The organism is Rhodococcus sp. GQ147 (assembly GCF_059759155.1).
This window is the reverse complement of the sequence record NZ_JCAXDU010000013.1, coordinates 111990-130495: the sequence shown is the minus strand read 5'-3', so window position 1 is coordinate 130495 and position 18506 is coordinate 111990. Positions and strand designations below refer to the sequence as shown.

Annotated in this window: 16 protein-coding genes; 4 read left to right on the top strand and 12 right to left on the bottom strand. The window is 65.7% G+C overall.

Annotated elements, in window-relative coordinates:
- Positions 1-116: 116 nt before the first annotated feature.
- The 10 genes from AC6CID_RS16120 to AC6CID_RS16075 all read right to left on the bottom strand — a co-directional run bounded on the left by AC6CID_RS16120 (position 117) and on the right by AC6CID_RS16075 (position 11724).
- Positions 117-1169, bottom strand: coding sequence for an ABC transporter ATP-binding protein (locus AC6CID_RS16120; RefSeq protein WP_064060835.1), 1053 nt, complete (start codon positions 1167-1169; stop codon positions 117-119).
- A gap of 282 nt (positions 1170-1451) precedes the next feature.
- A complete protein-coding gene (locus tag AC6CID_RS16115; protein WP_064060836.1) occupies positions 1452-3080 on the bottom strand; it encodes a 4Fe-4S binding protein in 1629 nt (542 codons plus the stop codon).
- A gap of 31 nt (positions 3081-3111) precedes the next feature.
- The gene (locus tag AC6CID_RS16110) at positions 3112-4422 is read right to left on the bottom strand and encodes a C40 family peptidase (protein WP_064060837.1); all 1311 of its coding nucleotides are present in this window, start codon (positions 4420-4422) and stop codon (positions 3112-3114) included.
- 195 nt (positions 4423-4617) lie between these two features.
- Positions 4618-5238, bottom strand: coding sequence for a TetR/AcrR family transcriptional regulator (locus tag AC6CID_RS16105; protein WP_064060838.1), 621 nt, complete (start codon positions 5236-5238; stop codon positions 4618-4620).
- Positions 5239-5342: 104 nt separating this feature from the next.
- Positions 5343-6578, bottom strand: coding sequence for a cytochrome P450 (locus tag AC6CID_RS16100; protein ID WP_064060839.1), 1236 nt, complete (start codon positions 6576-6578; stop codon positions 5343-5345).
- A 23-nt stretch (positions 6579-6601) separates the two neighbouring features.
- Positions 6602-6820 (bottom strand): ferredoxin, encoded by a 219-nt coding sequence (locus tag AC6CID_RS16095; RefSeq protein WP_064060840.1) that lies wholly within the window; start codon positions 6818-6820, stop codon positions 6602-6604.
- Positions 6821-7284: 464 nt separating this feature from the next.
- Positions 7285-7941: a TetR/AcrR family transcriptional regulator gene (locus AC6CID_RS16090; RefSeq protein WP_064060841.1), complete on the bottom strand. Its 657-nt coding sequence runs from the start codon at positions 7939-7941 to the stop codon at positions 7285-7287.
- Positions 7942-8115: 174 nt separating this feature from the next.
- Positions 8116-8961 (bottom strand): enoyl-CoA hydratase-related protein, encoded by an 846-nt coding sequence (locus AC6CID_RS16085; RefSeq protein WP_064060842.1) that lies wholly within the window; start codon positions 8959-8961, stop codon positions 8116-8118.
- A 34-nt stretch (positions 8962-8995) separates the two neighbouring features.
- The gene (locus tag AC6CID_RS16080) at positions 8996-10513 is read right to left on the bottom strand and encodes a class I adenylate-forming enzyme family protein (RefSeq protein ID WP_064060843.1); all 1518 of its coding nucleotides are present in this window, start codon (positions 10511-10513) and stop codon (positions 8996-8998) included.
- A gap of 248 nt (positions 10514-10761) precedes the next feature.
- Positions 10762-11724 (bottom strand): PDR/VanB family oxidoreductase, encoded by a 963-nt coding sequence (locus AC6CID_RS16075; RefSeq protein ID WP_064060844.1) that lies wholly within the window; start codon positions 11722-11724, stop codon positions 10762-10764.
- 110 nt (positions 11725-11834) lie between these two features.
- On the opposite strand from AC6CID_RS16075, the gene AC6CID_RS16070 reads away from it, so the two are divergent.
- From AC6CID_RS16070 to AC6CID_RS16060, 3 genes are all read left to right on the top strand, one after another.
- Complete coding sequence (locus AC6CID_RS16070; protein WP_064060845.1) at positions 11835-12626, top strand: SDR family NAD(P)-dependent oxidoreductase; 792 nt, start codon at positions 11835-11837, stop codon at positions 12624-12626.
- Positions 12627-12657: 31 nt separating this feature from the next.
- Complete coding sequence (locus tag AC6CID_RS16065; protein WP_064060846.1) at positions 12658-13533, top strand: alpha/beta fold hydrolase; 876 nt, start codon at positions 12658-12660, stop codon at positions 13531-13533.
- Positions 13534-13610: 77 nt separating this feature from the next.
- Positions 13611-14246: a TetR family transcriptional regulator gene (locus AC6CID_RS16060; RefSeq protein ID WP_064060847.1), complete on the top strand. Its 636-nt coding sequence runs from the start codon at positions 13611-13613 to the stop codon at positions 14244-14246.
- A gap of 87 nt (positions 14247-14333) precedes the next feature.
- Here the strand turns inward: AC6CID_RS16060 and AC6CID_RS16055 are convergent, their stop codons facing one another.
- Together AC6CID_RS16055 and AC6CID_RS16050 are read right to left on the bottom strand one after the other, a co-directional pair.
- A complete protein-coding gene (locus tag AC6CID_RS16055) occupies positions 14334-15821 on the bottom strand; it encodes an aldehyde dehydrogenase (RefSeq protein ID WP_064060848.1) in 1488 nt (495 codons plus the stop codon).
- A gap of 274 nt (positions 15822-16095) precedes the next feature.
- Positions 16096-17088, bottom strand: a complete 993-nt coding sequence (locus tag AC6CID_RS16050; protein WP_064060849.1) for a GNAT family N-acetyltransferase — start codon at positions 17086-17088, stop codon at positions 16096-16098.
- Positions 17089-17291: 203 nt separating this feature from the next.
- Between AC6CID_RS16050 and AC6CID_RS16045 the strand changes: the two genes are divergently transcribed.
- A complete protein-coding gene (locus tag AC6CID_RS16045; RefSeq protein WP_064060850.1) occupies positions 17292-18461 on the top strand; it encodes an aromatic ring-hydroxylating oxygenase subunit alpha in 1170 nt (389 codons plus the stop codon).
- Positions 18462-18506 lie beyond the last annotated feature (45 nt).

Sequence of the window (18506 nt, the reverse complement as noted above, 5' to 3'; positions counted from 1 at the left end):
GGCGTCGAGGCGCGAGCCTGCAACTGCGAGTTCTCACTCGTCTGTACCTTTCTGGTCGTCCGTGGCCGGCGGATGCTCGTCCACGAGTCCGTCGCCGGTCGCGTGCGGTGGGAGAACTATCGCGAGACCACGGGAATGAGTTCGGTGGGCGCGTCGGATCCCGCGAATGCGTGGCGGGCGGACGGTACCGGTGTGTGCTCGAGGTCTTCGAGGATGGCCTGCTGGGCGGCCGGGGGCAGAGTGTGCAGGATCGACCGCACCCGCTCCTGCCGACGCGCCACCGCCTGCCGCTCCGGCATCCCCGGCGTCGCCTGCATCTGCGGCACGATCCCCTCGACATCGTCGACACCCCCGGCATGATGACCGGCATCGACGAGCGCCTGCTCGTGCGCCATCGTCGCCTCGTCCTTCTCCTCCGACATCCCGATCGGACCGATCATCGTGCCGTTGAGGAACTGCTTGACCACCGGCTCGTCCGAGGTCAACAACACCTCACGCGGACCGAACATCACCAACTGCCGACGGAACAACATCCCGATGTTGTCCGGCACCGTGCGCGCCAGATTGATGTTGTGCGACACGATCAGGATCGTCGCATCGATCTCCGCGTTGATATCGATCAACGTTTGCGAAATGTAGGTGGTGCGCACCGGATCGAGACCCGAATCCGGCTCGTCGACCAGGATGATCTCCGGATCGAGCACCAGCGCGCGGGCCAGGCCGGCGCGCTTGCGCATCCCCCCGGAGATCTCCCCGGGCAGCTTGTCCTCGGCGCCGAGCAGACCGACGAGCTCGAGCTTGCTCATCACGATCTGCCGGATCTCGGACTCGGTCTTCTTGGTGTGCTCGCGCAGCGGGAAGGCGACATTGTCGTAGAGGTTCATCGACCCGAACAACGCCCCGTCCTGGAACAGCACCCCGAACAGCTTGCGGATCTCGTAGAGCTCCTTGCTCGAGCACTGCAGGATGTCGGTGCCGTCGATGACGATCGAGCCCTCCTCCGGGCGCAGCAGACCGATCAACGACTTGAGGAACACCGACTTGCCGGTACCCGACGGACCGAGCAGCGCACTGACCTCACCGGCCGGCAACGTCAACGTCACGTCCTGCCAGATACGTTGCGAGCCGAAGGACTTGGTCAGCCCCTCGACGGAAACCTCGACACCCATCGGTTCCTCCCACGTGTCTCGTCGTAACGGCATGTGCCGTCGACGGCAGCTTTCAACGGATAGTGCGTCCAGGTCCGGCCGCGCCGGCGACTCTCGTTGGTGGACAAGAGCAGAACGTGGTTACCGGATGTGACCCAAGTCCCTACGCACGACAACTGTGATTCAAAGTACGGGATTTGTCAATCGTATCTACGCTTTCGCGTCGACCGAATCCTTGCTTCCGACAGAGGATTCGGAAAACGGGAACGAAGCGGACATATCGACAGCAGTGCGATCACCGGTTCATCTCGCGGCGACGGCCTCTCCCAGAGCGACCGAGACCATCTCGTCACGGTCCACAAGCTTGACCCTCGGACGTCCGACGGCACGGCCTGCACTCTTCTCGTGCGAGTCGATACGGCGCCAACCCTGCAGATCGATACGTCCGGGCCGGACAGCATCAACGAAGTCCGAGAACGACTGTCGGCCGCCCTGCGGCTCACGGAGTCGACCACCGACGAAGTCCGAGACGATCGACGCCGCGGTCTCCGCGGAGCACGACTTGTTCGAACCGATGACCCCGCTCGGACCTCGCTTGATCCAGCCGGCGGTGTAGACGCCGGACACCGGCGCACCGGTTCCCGATTCCACGACGGCTCCCGCCCGATGTGGGATCGTGCCGCGCTCCGCGTCGAAGGGCACGGAAGGGATCGGGGAACCCCGGAAGCCGATCGAGCGCAGTACCAATCCGGCTGCGACGTCCTCGACTCCTCCGTCCGTTTCGGGATCGTCGACCGAGACACGCAGGCCCTCCACGCGTTCCGTTCCCAGGACCTCCACCGGCGAACGGAGGAACTGCAGATGGATACGACGATCCCCCGGCACGGCCGCTTCCGCCGCACAACGGGTGAGGATGTCTGCTCGGATCCGGTCCAGCGCGGTGGAGGCCACGAACGCGTGCGACGCCGTGACGCTCACCCCCGGCAGATCGGTCAGGCCCAGCAACTCGGGAGTACTGAACGCCGCATGTGCCGGCCCTCGGCGTCCCAGTACCACGACTTCACGGATACGGCTCGCGGCAAGGGCTTCGAGTGCGTGGGCGGCGATGTCCGTCTTCAGGAGGCGTGAAACGTCGCTACTGAGGATGCGGGCCACGTCGAGCGCGACATTTCCGTTGCCGACGATCACCGCACGTTCACAGGACAGGTCGAATCGTTGGTTCGCATGGTCGGGATGACCGTTGTACCAGGCTACGAACTCGCGGGCCGAGACACTTCCCGGCATGTCCTCGCCGGGCACATTCAAGGCACGGTCGCCGCTCGTCCCCGAGGCGTAGACCACCGCATGGTGGTGGCGCAGCAGATCGTCGTGAGTGAGGTGTGTACCGACCTCCACTCCGAGGAAGATGTCGACGTTCTTCCGTCCCATAGTGCGCAGGAAGCCGGACGCGACCTCTTTGGTGGACGGGTGATCGGGTGCCACACCGAACCGTACGAGCCCTCCCGGAACCGGAAGCCTCTCCAGGATCGAGATCTCCACCGGGAGGCGACGATTCGCGACGAGGGACTCGGCGAGATAACTCGCAGACGGCCCACTGCCCACGATGGCGACCCGTAGGACTCCGGGCGCCGCCTTCACCTCGATCGGTTGCGGCTCGGGGTCCGGCCCGGGCACCGGGTTGTCCTGGTAGTACGCGGCGTTGATCTCGACGAAAGGCTGCATCCCGGGGGTGATGTCCTCCGGCGGTACGATCGCGTCGACCGGGCACTCGTCGACGCACGCACCGCAGTCGATGCATTTCTCCGGGTCGATGTAGAGCATCTCCGACGGGCGGAACAGCCGTTCCGTCGGCGTCGGGTGGATGCAATCGACCGGGCAGACGGCGACGCACCCGGCATCCTTGCAACACGGTTGAGTCACTATGTGGGCCATCGTTTCACCACTCCTCGATGTGGACGGACGATCAGACGATGCGACGTGCTCGCATATCGGGGAAGACCTCGCCGATGCGCACCACGTCGCCTGTGGTCGGCGCGTGCACCATCAGACCTTCACCCAGGTAGATGCCGACGTGGCCCGGTCCACCGACCTGCCAGTTGCCGAAGACGAGGTCACCGGGCCGCGCCTGGTCCATCGGGACCTCGACGCCGACCTTCCACTGGGTCTCCGATGTCCGGGGCAGCACGGTTCCGGTGGCGGCGTGCAGTGCGAACGACGTGAGCCCGGAACAGTCGAATCCACCGCCCGTAGGGCCTTGGATGTTTCCACCACCCCACACGTACGGCAGGCCGAGATAGCGGAATGCCTGCTCGAGCACCTGCCGGCCGAGGTCGTCGCCTGCCGGGAGTTCGAGGGCCAGGAACGGTGAGAGCATGCGTTCGAAAGCCGGTCGCGCCGCCAGGATCTTCGCCACGTACGGCTTGGTCTGGTTCTCGTAATCGGGCAGACCGCTGGGCATCCCCCCGGATCTCAGTACGGCTCCGACGCCGGCGTTGTAGGCGGCAAGTGTCAGCGACAGCGTGTCGCCGACGACCCGGCCGTCCTTCTTCCACTGTTCGATCCTGTTCCAGTTGTCGCACAGCAGGCGACCGGATGCCATGACCGGGTCGGCGACCCCGCGTACGTCGGCCTTGCCGTCGCCGTCCGCATCCTTGCCGTAGACCGCCCAGGTACCGGGCATGAACTGTCCCGGTCCGAGTGCGCCGGCAGGCGAGACGGGCGCGGTGGAACCGTATCGGAAACCGTTCTCGACGGAGTACAGCGCGGCAAGCACAGGCGCGGTGATGCCGTCACAGATGGCACCCGCCTTCTTCAGCCACGGAGCGAACACGGCTATGGCACCGATCGGTGCGGTGGCGGCGCTCGACGCGAGCGGAAAGGTCGACGGCGGGACGAGGACTGCCGGCCCGACGGGAGTGGCCGATACGGCGGCTCCGGCTGCGAATTGCTGTATGGTTTCGTGGTTTTCGACTGGTTCGTCCGGTTCCGGAGTGTCACCGGGGTCGGATCGTCTCTCGTCCGGTAGCAGCGCTTCGAGATCGGTCCGCAACCGCTCGGTGGTCTCGGCGACGATCTGCTCTGCCGGTACACGGGCGTCTTCCGGCAGGGCGTCGACTGCTGCGGTTATCCCGTCCATCACCTGGCTCGCACCCTGTTCGACGGCATGCGATACGGCTGCGGCCTGCTCGGCTCCGATCTGGGGATCGACACCGAGGACGAGTGCCCCTACGGCGGCTCCGAGCGTGACGACGAGTGAAGGTGGATCCACGGACATGACAGCTCACCTTTCGGAACGACGATTTCCTCCCGCGCACGATCGGTTGCGTTGTTACGGGGGAAAGGGTTTCGTTCGCGCAGATGCGCGTAACGGCAGGAGAAGGTGCGGAACTACGCGGCGTGCGGCGAGTTCTCGCGATGCGTCACGAACGGCCGGATGCAGGAGTCGCGGCCGATCGGCACTGCAGTCGTATTACGAAACGATGCTTGCGGCGCCGGTGGTGATGCCCGGCAGCAGCAGGTTGGTCAACAGGCTCCGGTTGGCCTCACCGACGGGATCGTCGAAATCCATGCGACCTACGAGGATCAACTCCACCAGAGTGATCCACTTGCAGATCTCCGCATCGGTGATTCCGTCGCGGATCTCACCACGCTCGCGCGCCGTCTCGAGCAGCGGCGCCCACATCTCGAAAGTGAGACGCGCCGCGAGTTCGGAACTTCCTTCCAGGGCGGTGCCGCGATCGACATGTTCGGGGCTGACGATCAGACGGATCGCCGGGTCGCGTCGGCCGCGGTCGACCAGGTAGAGCAGGCCGTCGACCACCTGGTCGGCGAAGGACTCGCGGTCGGCGACGTAGGCCTGCGCATCCTCGAAGAGCCGACGCGCACGGGTTTCGATCAGCGAGGTGATGAGGGTGTCGCGGTCTCGGAAGTAACGGTAGATCGTCGGTCGGGAGACACCGGTTTCGCGGGCCACGTCGTCGATCGTGGTCTTGGCGACCCCGAAACGCTCGACCGCGCTGTCGGCGGCGGCGAGGATCTGGGCACGAGCGGTCTCGGCATTGTCGCTGAGGACGCTCTGACGTCGCGCCATGCACCCTCCCTCACCGAAACCTTTACCTTTGATTGACGATTGTAGTGGAGGGACGTTCTACCCACCCGCCGGCACCCTTTCGGCACCGGCGCGTGAGCGACGGATCATGCCGTCGGAGTGAACGTGATCGGCAGGCGCATGCACCCGCGGACCTGGCTGGCGTGCAGGATCGGCGGATCGTTCTCGACCAGCTGATAATCCGGAATCCGGCGATGAAGTTCCTCGAGAGCCAGCGACAACTCGATGCGTGCGAGGTGCGAGCCGATGCAACGATGCGGACCACCACCGAAGGAGAGGTGACGGTTGGGGTGCCGATCGAGCTGCAGCTCGGCAGGATCGTCGAACTCGTCCGAGTCACGGTTCGCGGAGCACAGCGTAAGGATGAGCTGGTCGCCCTCCTTGATCCGTACGCCGCCGAGTTCGACGTCGCGGGTCGCGCGGCGTCCCGGGATCACGGCTGCCTCGATACGCAGAATCTCCTCCACCGCCGTCGGGATCAGCGACTCGTCCTCGATCAGCGCGCGACGCTGTTCGGGATTGTTCACGAGATGGATGATCGCCCACGCGAGCGAGCCCTGCACAGTGTGCAGTCCGGCGATCAGCAGCAGGAAGAGCATGCGGTAGAGCTCTTCGTCGGTGAGCAGCCGCTTGCCGTCCTCGAGTTCCACCTCGGTGTGTATGAGGGTCGACGTGACGTCGTCGCCCGGGTTCTCGCGACGTTCCTGCACCATCTTGTGGAAGTAGCCGAACATCTCGAATCCGGCGGTGGCGCGCGCCTGCTGATTCTCTTCCTCGTTCAGACCCGGCTTGCCCATGAGGATGATGTCGGTGGCCTCGGTGAAGAGCGGAGCGTCCTCGAGAGGCCAGTCCATGAGAGCGAGGAAGACCCGGGCCGGAAGCTCGTGAGCGAACTCCGAGATGAATTCGGCCTCACCCTTTCCGGCGAAACCGTCGATCAGCTCGTTGACCAGATCGCGGATCTGATCCGTCAGAGCCTTCATCCGGTTGGGGCTGAACAGCGGTTGCAGAGCGAGCCGGTAACCCGTGTGCTCCGGCGGGTCGAGCTCGATGGGAACGAGCTTGCCCATGCCGGCCGGACCCGTGACGAGGTTGTTGGGGTAGCTGGAGAATGTGTCGGGGTCGCGCAGGACCTCGTGGATCTCTTTGTAGCGGGTGACAATCCAGTGACCGCCGTGAGCCGTGGAGTACACGACGGGTCCCTTGGCTGACAGCTCCGCAACTCGCTGCTGAACGTTGTCGACCGGCTGCGCGAGGGACTGGTCGTAGATGTCGAAATCGACCACCAGGTGTTCGGGTACTGCCTTCTCTGTAGTTGTCATGAATCTTCCTCTGGGTCGGCCCCTCAGCGGGGTTCGATGGTGAGTGCTCGTTCGGGACAGACGATGACGGCGGCTTCTGCTGCGCGCACGTCGTCGTCCGACGAAAGGTCGTGCAGGACAACCGGGTAACCCTGGTCGTCACAGTCGATCAGTTGCGGAGAGGTGGAGTAGCACAGCCCGTGCCCGGCACAGACCGACATATCCACCACGAGTCGCTGCACCTGCTGACGAAGATCGGACATAGTTCTGTCCAGTCCTTTCGAACGTTGCCTGCCTAGCAATCCGGCCGAAGTCTCTTCCCCGACAGACGATCACGGGAAAGTAGCGGATGCACGCAGCGGCACCGAAATCACTTGCGCCGCCTCGGCGGACAGTGCCGATGCACACCCGGTTCCGGCCGGGCTCCTATGCCCGGTGGATGAAACGCGAGAATCGGGATGTGCCGCCGGACAGGGTGATCCTTCGGCACAGTTCGACCGTTACCGACCTTTCGAGAACTCGATCGGTCGGCGTCCGATCTATGTGACCCAGATTACCCACATGTTCCATGTTACGTCAATCGAAATTTGTAAATTGATTCGCCCTGTCGTGGCGACGCGTCTTGTCGGACAAGCCCTAAAGAGTCGGCGAAAACGCGGAGGACCGGGCGCGGTGGACGCACCCGGTCGAAGGGTCGACGCGTGAAAGACTGCGTCGGACTTGTGAACTACCCGCGCGAGCGACGGGCGGCCGCTGCACGAGGACGCCGCGCCGGCGGCGCATCGTCGACGATGCACGGCAACAGGAAATTGGTGAGCATCCGACGGTTGTCGGGATCGTCGTCGGAGTTGAAGTCCATGCGCCCCACCAGGATGAGCTGCACCAGAGCGATCCACTGGCAGATCTCTTCGTCGGTGAGTCCGTCACGGATCTCACCGCGGGCACGGGCCTCTTCCAGCAGAGGAGCCCACATCTCGTAGGTCAACCGCGCCGCGAGCCCACTGCTGCCCACCAGCGCAGTGGCCATGTCCATGTGCTCGGGACTGACGATCAGCCGAACGATGGGATCCTGGCGTCCGCGGTCGACGAGGAAGATCAGACCGTCCACGATCTGCTCGGCGAACGTCGACCGTTCGCGCAGATAGTCGCGAGCCTTGTCGAAGAGCCGGCGCGATCTCGTCTCGATCAACGCGATGATCAGCGAGTCGCGATCTCCGAAATAGCGGTACACCGTCGGTCGCGAGACTCCGGCTTCCTTCGCGATGTCGTCCATGGTCGTCTTCACGACCCCGTAACGCAGGAACATCGCCTCGGCGGCCTTCAGGATCTTGCCGCGCGCTGTTTCCGCGTCGTCGCCGAGGACACTCGACCGCCGTCGCGCCATGCCGCAGCTCCTGCCTTGTCGTTGCCGTGTACACGGCAGATGTTACAAGATTCGTCAGTTGTCACCGAGTGCTCGCTGCGCCCATGGTAACCGCCTCGGACACGACTCGGCCCTCTCCCGAGTCCGGGAGAGGGCCGAGTGAGCGGATCCATCGACCGGCCGAGCCGGCCGTCGTTACAGATCGAACAGCTCCGGCAGACCGTCCGAGACGCGGTTCGGGAATTTCGGTTCGCGCTTGTCGAGGAATGCCTCGACACCCTCCCTGACGTCGTCGGACGTGCCTCGCACGTGAATACCGATCGACTCGGCGCGGTGTGCGACCTCGGGGCCGGCCGCCCCGAGCATCCGCCACATCAACTGCCTGGTCAGCGCTACCGAGACCGGTGCCGTACCGGACACCATCTCCCGCGCGATCGCGATGGCTCGGTCGAGGAGCTGTCCGACCGGCAGCACTTCGCGGACGAGGCCCCGCTCGAGAGCCTCGGTGACCGGCACCATCTTTCCGCCCACAGTCCATTCGACCGCGGTCGAGATCCCGACGGCCCGCGGCAGGAACCACGTCGAGCATGCCTCCGGAACCAGGCCTCGACGGGTGAAGACGAACCCGAACTTCGCCGTATCCGCGGCGATGCGGACGTCGGCCGGAAGCGTCATCGTCACCCCCACGCCTGCGGCCGGGCCGTTGATCGCCGCGATCACGGGCTTGAGCGACCGGTAGATCCGCAGAGTGACACGTCCGCCCAGATCCGGCGGTGCCCCACCCGTCTCGGGGTCGTCGCCGAGGACGAACGTGTCTCCCCCGGCCGCGAGATCGGCACCGGCGCAGAACCCCCGCCCCGTTCCGGTGACGACGACGGCGCGCACGTCGTCGTCGGCATCCGTCTCGTCGAACAGTGCGATGAGCCGTTCACCCATCTCGTCGGTGAACGCGTTGAGGCGATCGGGGCGGTTCAGTCGTATCACGGCAATCTCGCCGTGACGTTCGAGAACTACCGAGTTCTCGGTACCGGTCTCGGACACGGTGGCTCCTTTCCCGGGTCCTCCGAGCGAAGGCTCAGCGGACCTTGTCGAATCGATCGGCGACGTCCTTGTACTCGGATCGGATCGCCGTCTTCGACAGCTTGCCACTGGGGAGCCGCGGCAGGGGCTCGTCGCGGATCACGACGTAGCGCGGAACCTTGTAGTCCGCCATGAGCCGGTCGCAGTGTTCGATGATCGTCGCTTCGTCGACACCGTTCTCGACGGTGACGATGGCCGCGGGAGTCTCGCCGAAACGCTCGTCGGACGCAGCGATCACAGCGACTTCCTGGACACCCGGGAGCTCGCCGATGACGCGTTCGATCTCCACGGGCGAGACGTTGATTCCGCCGGTGATGATGAGGTCCTTGAGCCGGTCCACGAACTTGACGCGGCCCTCCGCGTCGCGGGTACCCAGGTCACCGCTGTGCAGCCATCCGTCACGCAGAGCGGTCGCGGTGGAATCGGGGTCGTTCCAGTAGCCGGGAGTCACGCCCGGACCACGCAGGAGAATCTCGCCCTCCTCCCCCGGTGCCGCTTCGGTGCCGTCGTCGCGCACAACCTTGAGTTCGGTGAAGATCGAGCCCGAGCCGCACGAATCCGGATGATCGAACGCTTCGGCCACGAGAGTGGCGGTGGCGACGCCACCGGCCTCGGTCATGCCGTAGATCTGGCGCAGCGCAACGCCCTTGTCCGCCCATCGCTTCAGCAGTACCGGCGCGACGGCGGCACCCCCGACGATGGCGGTCCGCAACGACGACAGGTCTGCCTTCTCGAACTCGGGAGACCGCGAGATCGCGTCGAAGATGAGCGGTACACCGAAGATCGCCTGGACGTTGTGCTCACCGAGGAGCCTCGCGGCGCGGTTCGGATCGAGTTCCTTCTCCACGACGAGGGTGCCGCCGAGCACGGTGGTCATGACCAGGCCCCAGACAAGGCCCGGCGTGAAGACCAGCGGGAGGACCAGGAGCGAGGTCGAGCCGGGACGGAAACCCTCCTCGGTGAGGGTCGCTTCGAAGACGATGTTGAGCAATGTCCGGTTGGTGCAGATGACCCCCTTCGACATACCCGTGGAGCCGCTGGTGAACAACACGGCCGTCGGTTCGTCGGGCCCGACGTCGATGCGGAAGTCGTCCTGCCCACCCTCGCGCAGGGGAACGATGTCGGAGAATTCGAGGATGTCGAAGGTATCGCCGAGAGCGCGGGCATCGTCGACGACCGTCGTGAACTCGCTCGGGGTGACCACCAGGGTCAGGCCCGAATCGTCTGCGACCTTGCGGAGTTCGGCCGGCTTGTAGCGCGGGTTGAGCGGTACGAGCACCGCGCCGGCCTTGAGCACACCCAGCGCGACGACGGGCCACGTCAACGAGTTCGGGCCGAGTACGCCGACACGTTGTCCGGCTTCGACGCCCCGGTCGACGATGGTGCGCGCGACACGGCTGGACCAATCCTGGAGTTCTCGGTAGGTGAGTGCTTCGTCCGCAACGACGATCGCGTTCTGCTCTCCCTTGGTCTTCGCCCACCAATGCAGGGCCGAACCGACGGTGGAAGCCATGCTGGTTCCCTTTCGTGAGTCGCACCGGTATGTCGGCGCAATGCTGATGCGGGCGGGGGCGGCGTCTCGGAATCGGTACACAAGTTCTGCCGAACAAAGTTGTTCGGCAAGAACTTCGAGGGGATGCACCGAAGCGGCGGCCGCCCCCGACTCCGTGACGCACACGCTATCCGGTATTACATGAGACGTCAATCATATTTTGTAAACTGAAATAATCCGCACGGATCATCGTCGGACGTGTTATATGTCTACAACTCCAGGACGAGTTTCGGTGTCCGACTCCGGGACACGCAGATCATCATGCAGTCGTTCGCGGCCTGCTCGCCCTCGGTCAGGACCGAATCCCGATGATCGGGCTCTCCGTGCATCACCGTAACCTCGCACGTGCCACATGTCCCCTCCCGGCACGAGAACGGCACGTCGACCCCGGACCGCAACACAGCATCGAGCAGGGACTCGTCGGTCCCGACCGTGATGCCGACGCCGGATCGCGCGAGTTCGACCTCGAAGGTGCCGTCGACCGCGTCGGCGGATCGTTCCTTGGCTGCGAAACGTTCGACATGAAGGGTGATTCCGATCCGGGCACGACATGCGTCCTCGATCGCTTGCAGGAGCGGTTCCGGCCCACAGCAGTAGACCGAGGAGCCTTCCGGCAGTGCGTCGAGCGTGCCGGCGAGATCGAGGAGCCCGAACTCGTCCTGCGGCCTGATCTCCACGCGATCCGGATGACCGGTGGCGAGACCGTCGGCGAAGGCCATGCTGCTGCGGGTTCGTCCGCCGTACAACAACCGCCAGTTCACTCCCGCCGCGTCGGCGGCGCGGAGCATCGGGAGCAACGGCGTGATGCCGATTCCGCCTGCGACGAAGAGACAGTCGGAGGTGGTGTCGAACCGGAAGTTGTTGCGCGGCCCACCGATGCCGACGAGGTCGCCCATCTGCAACGAATCGTGCACCCAGCGCGACCCTCCTCGGCCGTTCTCCTCGCGGAGCACGGCGACCGTCAGACACGTGCGATCCTCGACGTCACCGCACAACGAGTACTGCCGCACGGTCGATTCGTCGATGACGAGGTCTATATGCGAACCGGGATCCCACGCGGGGACAGGATTGCCGTCCGGATCGGCAAGTCGCACGGCGACGACACCGTCCGCGAGCACGTCCTTGCCGATCACCTGCAACTTGCGGTTGCCGGTAGCGGGGTCTGCAGTCATCGGCGTCTCGCTTCCCTGGACTTCACGTGCCATATAATCTTATGTAATTAGTTTTATGGGACGCAACAGTCCGCCGGGAGTCCGTTCCGCAACAGCCCAGGGAGACGCCCATGACCTCGACAGACATCGCCCCCGAGACGGGTTCGGTACTCGATCTCTTCCGGCTCGACAGCCGTGTCGCCGTCGTCACGGGAGCCGGCAGCGGGCTGGGAGCCGGCTTCGCGCGGGCACTCGCCGAGGCGGGCGCCGACGTGGTCGTCGCAGCACGACGACGTGATCGGCTCGAAGCTGTCGCCGAGACCGTCGAGGACGCCGGTCGTCGTTGCCTCGTCGTTCCCACCGACGTCACCGACCCGGAACAGTGCGAGATGGTCGCGCGCACCACGATCGAGGAGTTCGGCCGACTCGACATTCTCGTCAACAATGCCGGTGTCACCCATGCCGCACCGGCCACACATGAACGGCCCGAAGATTTCCGCTCGGTGCTCGACGTCAATCTCATGGGCAGCTACTGGGCCGCCCAGTCGTGTGCACGAGTAATGGAACCCGGTTCGAGCATCGTCAACGTCGCGAGCATGCTCGGATTGATCAAGTCGGTTCTCCCCCAGGCCGCGTACGCCGCGAGCAAAGCGGGACTGATCGGACTGACCCGCGACCTCTCACACCAGTGGGCGCAACGCAAGGGCATACGGGTCAATGCCGTCGCACCCGGCTTCGTCGAGACGGACCTCATCTCCGAGATGTCGTCGGATACGCTCGCAGAGTTCCTGCGTGGTAGTTCGCTGGGCCGCACCGCCACTCAGCGCGAGATCGACGCCGCCGTGATCTTCCTGGCGAGTCCTGCCTCCGGGTACGTCACGGGCTCGACGCTCGCGGTGGACGGCGGAACGTCCGGACATTGACCTGCCCGCGCCGACGAAGGGGGCTCGACTCGTGACCATCTCCACCGAGACCATGGACCTGCGGGGCGACGGACTGCGTCTGAGCGCCGATCTGTGGCGACCCGACGCCTCCGGGAACCACGGCAACAAGGGGGCCGTGCTGCTCCTGCACGGCGGTGGCCAGACCCGGCACTCGTGGCAACGCACCGGCCGTCGGCTCGCCGAGCACGGCTGGCGGGCCTACACGATCGACGCGCGCGGTCACGGGGACAGCGAGTGGGCCGCCGACGGCGACTATTCCCCCGACGCCCACGCCCGCGACATCCGGGCGGTCGCCGACTCCCTCGGTGAGAGTCCCGTCCTGGTGGGTGCGTCCATGGGTGGGCTGGCCTCGCTCGTCACGGCGGGGGAAGATCCCGGGCTCGTCCGCGCCCTGGTCCTGGTGGACATCACCCCCAGGGCCGAACTCGAGGGCATCTCCCGGATCACCGAGTTCATGCGTGCCGGTCTCGACGGCTTCGACAGCCTCGACGACGCGCTCGAGGCGGTCATTGCGTACAACCCGAACCGTCGGCGTCCGCCCCGCAAGGACGGGCTGCGCAAGAACCTGCGCCACCGGGGCGGCCGGTGGTACTGGCACTGGGATCCGCGGCTGCTCTCCGACCGCGAGAAGCTGATCGCGGCGGAGATCGCCCGGGAGGAACGCGCCCGGGCCGCCGCCCGCGCCGTCACCGTCCCCACTCTCCTGATCCGCGGTGCCCAGTCCGACGTCGTCAGCGACGAGGGTGCGAACGAACTGCTCGACCTGATCCCGGGGGCCCGGCACATCGACGTGAGCGGAGCCGGGCACATGGTGAGTGGCGACGACAACGACGTGCTGAGCACGGGCCTGATCGAGTTCCTCGAGGGGTCCGTCCTCACGTCGTGAGGCCTGCCGACGAGAGCCGATACCATTCCAGGCAGCCACCGGGCATCGATGCCCGACGTACCAGCCGAAAGCGAGACATGGCCCGACCGTCGAAACCGCTCATCAGTCGCGCGGCCGCGGTGGCCGCGTCCATCGAGATCATCGACTCCGAAGGACTCGAAGCCTTCAGTCTCCCGCGTCTCGCGAAGCATCTCGGGGTGCGCGCGCCCTCGCTCTACCACCACTTCTCCGACAAGTCGGAGATCCTCTCCGCGGTTGCACGACAGATCGCCGGCGCGGGCCCGATGCCCCGCCGCAAGCCCGGCCCGGACTGGCCCGAGTACTTCGTGACGCTCAGTCTCAACCTGCGCCGATCGATCCTCAAGCACCGCAACGCGGCCCCGATCCTGCTGCAGTACCTGCCGCGCGACGTGCTCATCGGCACCTATGAGGAGACCGCGGCCTTCCTGGAGGCCTCGGGGGTACCCGCCCGGTTGCACGTGCAGATCCTGGACGGCATGGAGCGTCTGACGCTCGGCGCGGTGCTGACCGAGGCGATGCGCCCCCCGAGCACGAAGTCGACCATCTTCCCGAACGTCGATCCCGAGTCCCGGCCGATGCTCGCGCGAGCCCTCGCTGAGAACGCGATGACCTCGAAGCAACTGTTCGAGGAGATGATCCGCAGCTTCCTGTACGGCGTGATGCGCAACGAGGACGACGCCGAGCAATCCTGAGGACGGCGCTGCGTATTCGTTTCCCGCATGCACAACGGGGCCTCGCGAATCGCGAGGCCCCGTTGCTCTTCCACCCCAGTGGAGTCCCTAGGCGGGCATGTGCACGGTCTTGATCTCGAAGAACTCCTCGAGTCCCTCGGGGCCACCCTCACGGCCGATGCCGGACTGCTTGTAGCCGCCGAACGGCAACGAGAAGTCCATGGCCGAGGTGTTGACGCTGATCGTGCCGGTGCGGATGCGGCGCGCGATCTCGTAACCGCGGTCGATGTCCTCGGTGTAGACGGCGCCGGAGAGGCCGTAGATCGAGTTGTTCGCGATCGCGATCGCGTCCTCCTCGTCCTCGTAGGTGATCACCGAGATCACCGGGCCGAAGACCTCCTCCTGTGCGATCCGCGAGTCGGGGGCGACACCGTCGAGCAGGGTCGGCGCGACGAAGAAGCCCTTCTCGAGGCCCTCGGGGACGCCACCGCCGAGCACGACCTTCGCGCCGTCCTCCTTCGCGATGTCGATGTAGCCGAGCACCCGCTGCTGGTGGTGCTCGGTGGCGAGGGGGCCGAGGAAGTTCGTGGGCTCCCACGGATTACCCAGCGGCAGAGCGCCGTAAGCGGCCTTCAGAGCCTCGAGCACCTCGTCGTGCCGCGTCCTCGACACGAGGACCCGGGTGAGCGCGATACATGCCTGGCCGGTCTGCAGACACCCGCCCATGGGCAGGGTCTGCAGGACGTGGTCGATGTCGGCGTCGTCGAGGATGATCGCCGCGGACTTGCCGCCGAGTTCGAGCGACACGCGGGCGATGCGTTCGCTCGCCAGTGCCATGATGCGGCGTCCTGCGGCGGTGCTGCCGGTGAAGGTGACGTGGTCGACATCGGGGTTGGTGACGAGTGTCTCCGACACCTCGCGATCCGCGCACACCACGCTTACGACGCCCTCGGGGATGCGTCCCTGCTCGACGAGTTCGGCGATGACGTCGGCGAAGATGCACGGCGACAGCGGGGCGTCCGGAGCCGTCTTGAGCACGACCGAGCAGCCGGCGGCGAGAGCCGGGGCCAGCTTGAACGCGATGTTCCCGATCGGGCCGTTCCAGGGGATGATCGCCGCGACCACCCCGGTGGGTTCCTTCACGATGCGGGAGACGCCACCGCCCATCCGGGGGCGTTCCTCGAACGTCGAGAAGTTGCGGGCGACCTCGGCGACCGCGCGGAAGAGACCGCCGATCATCTGCTGGGTCTGATGGCTGACGCCGACCGGGACGCCGACCTCGGCGACACCGATGGCGGTCAGTTCCTCGAACCGCGCCTGGAGGCCGTCGGCGATCGCGTCGACGACGGCGGCGCGCTCCTCCATGGTCTTCGACGCCCATTCGCCCTTGTCGAAGGATTCGCGGGCAGCCACGACAGCGCGGGTGACGTCCTCCGCGGTGGCCGTGCGGACGCGGGCGACACGCTGCTCACTGAACGAGTCGACGACGTCGACCCACTCGCTGCCGGTCGACTCGACCCAGCGGCCGCCGATGAAGACCTTGTCGCGGTCTGCGAACGTCGGGACCGTGGGGGTCGCCGCTTCGGTAGTGGTCATGTGCGAAAGCTCCTTCGGTTCAGCGGATGTTGTAGCCGGCGTCGACAGGGAAGGGGACTCCCGTGACGTAACGCGGGCGCGAGGCGTCCTTCGAGTAGACCCGTGGAGGGCCCTCTCCGCGACGAGATCTCATGCTCCGACGTACGGAGCGACCGAGAAGACAACGCACCGGAACGGTGCGGACCGGCCACCCGCGTGTGTGAGCCGCAACACAAAGATATCCGCCTACAAGCTTTAGGTCAACACCTGACAGAAAGCGTTTTTCGTAAAGCAGTCAGCGCCGGAAGCCTGGAATGCCGACCCAATCCCCCACCTGGAAGCAGGAGTGCTCCTCTTCCTGCTCGAACCACATGAGCCGGCACATCCGCACTGCCGCAGCGTTGTCCGGATCGATCCGCATGAGGCCGACCTGAGCGCCGGCGCCCCGCAGCGCCCCGAGCGCCGAGGTGAGCAGGCCGGCACCGAGGCCTGATCCGCGGACGGCGTCGGCGAGGACGAGCGCGCGGATCCACGCGGCCCGCAGTTCGAGATGCATCGACAGCGCAGGGTCGTACCAGACGAATCCCGCGGGCTTGCCGGACGCGTCCTCGGCGACGACGACATGCCCGTTCCCGAGCCGGATCTCGTCGAGGAGCCGTTCGCGTTGCACCGCCGGGAGCGAGGACGCGTCGAGCACGTGATCGATCGCCTCGCGCGCCGCGGCGTCCCCGAGTGCGAGAGGGGTGCCGATCGTGGCGTCGTCGAACTCCGTGACGGGCTCCAGCGAATGGGCGAACGGTCCGGACAGGTGCCGGAAGATCGTCCATAACCGTCCGGCAGCCCGGATGTCGAACCGCCGGGTGAGGCGGTCGGCGGCAGGGTGGGTGCTGTACGCCCAGCAGCGGAGGGCGTGCGCCCCGGTCCCCTGCCAGCCACCCTCGACGGCGGCGTCCAGGCCCATCTCCTCCACGAGCGTGGTGGCCACACCGCGGGAGCGGTAGTCGGGGTGCACGACGAATTGCACGGTGCCGTAGCCCTCGGCGTCGACCTTCAGGTGCAGATAGGCCACGGTAACCAGCGGGGCGTCCTCGCGTGCGCTCAGGTCGCGCCGCGCCTGGACCGGGAGGTGGAAGATCGTCCCACTCCCGTCGGACGTGGCGGTGACGTCGGCCGGGTGAATCTTCGAGAAGCCTGCCTCCTCGTCGAAGTCAGCGGCCGCCGCGACGAGGCCGAGGACTTCGTCCCGATCTTCCGGTTCCAGCTCCGAACACCATTGATACGAGATCATTCCGTTCGCTCCTCACACACCGGACTGTGACCACTGAATCTAATGGTCATCGATATTTCGAGCAATCCTCGAACGGTCTTCCCGGAAGCATTCGAGGGTTTACACTAAAACCTACATCAGTTAGATTTAGGCCGACGATCCGAACGACAGCCGAAGACGTGGCCACCCGGCGACGCTTCAGCACGACTCTGGAGGACAGCCCCATGACAGAGGTCGGGATTCCCACCGAGGAACGCATTCGCCGCGCACTCGATCATCTGCGCAACGACACCACCGACGAGTACGAGCACCTCACCTGGTTCGAACCGAACGAGTTCGTCGATCCGGCAGTCGCGAAACTCGAGCGGGACCGCGTCTTCGGCCGCCTTCCGACGATCGTCGCCCACGGATCCGAGATCCCGAAGCCGGGCGACTTCTTCACCCTGCAGATGCCGCGGAACAACGTCATCGTCGTCCGCCAGCGCGACGGCAGCGTCAAGACCCTCGTCAACCAGTGCCGTCACCGCGGCGCCATGGTCGAGAAGGAGGAAAAGGGCCGTTGCCGGCTGTTCTCGTGCCCGTACCACCGTTGGTCGTACGACACCGACGGCACGTTGCGCACGATCACCCGCGACAACACCTTCGGTGAGGCCGACCGTGACAAGCGCAATCTCGTGCAGTTGCCCACCGAGGAGCGACACGGGTTCATCTGGGTGGTGGACGACGCCGAGGCGACCATCGACGTCGCCGACTGGCTCGGCCCCGAGATGGACGCCATCCTGGCCTCGCACGATCTCGGATCGCTCGTGACCACGCGCGTCCAGGTCTTCGAGGAGCCCGTCAACTGGAAGCTCATGCAGGACGCCTTCCTGGACGGCTATCACATCCAGTACGCGCATCCGAACACCGCGGCCAAGCACATCCACACCAACGTCATGTCCTTCGAGGACTTCGGTCACCATTGCCGGTTCATGAACCTGCGCAAGACGATCGACCGCTGGATCGAAGAGGATCCCGGCGACCGCAGCCTCGCCGAGCACACCACCGAAACCCACTTCGTAGGCCCCAACAGCACTCTGCTCCGGCAGCCGGATCACTTCCAGCTGCTCACCTTCCGCCCGCATCCGACCGATCCGCAGCAGTGCCGGATGGAGATCCGTCTGATCTGCCCGACGGTCGAGAACAGCGGGATGGCCGAGGAACGCTACAACCGACTCTGGGACAAGAACGTCGAGATCCTCGTCGCCGTGCTGCACAACGAGGACTTCCCGATTCTGCGCGACTCGCAGCGCGCGATGACCAGCGCCAACGCCGGAAACATGGTCCTCGGCCGCAACGAGGTCGCCAACCAGGTCTTCCGACGCGAAATCCAGAAACTGGTCGGCCAGGACTGACCACCGACACCATGGCGGGTGCCTACGGGCGCCCGCCTCAGGAGG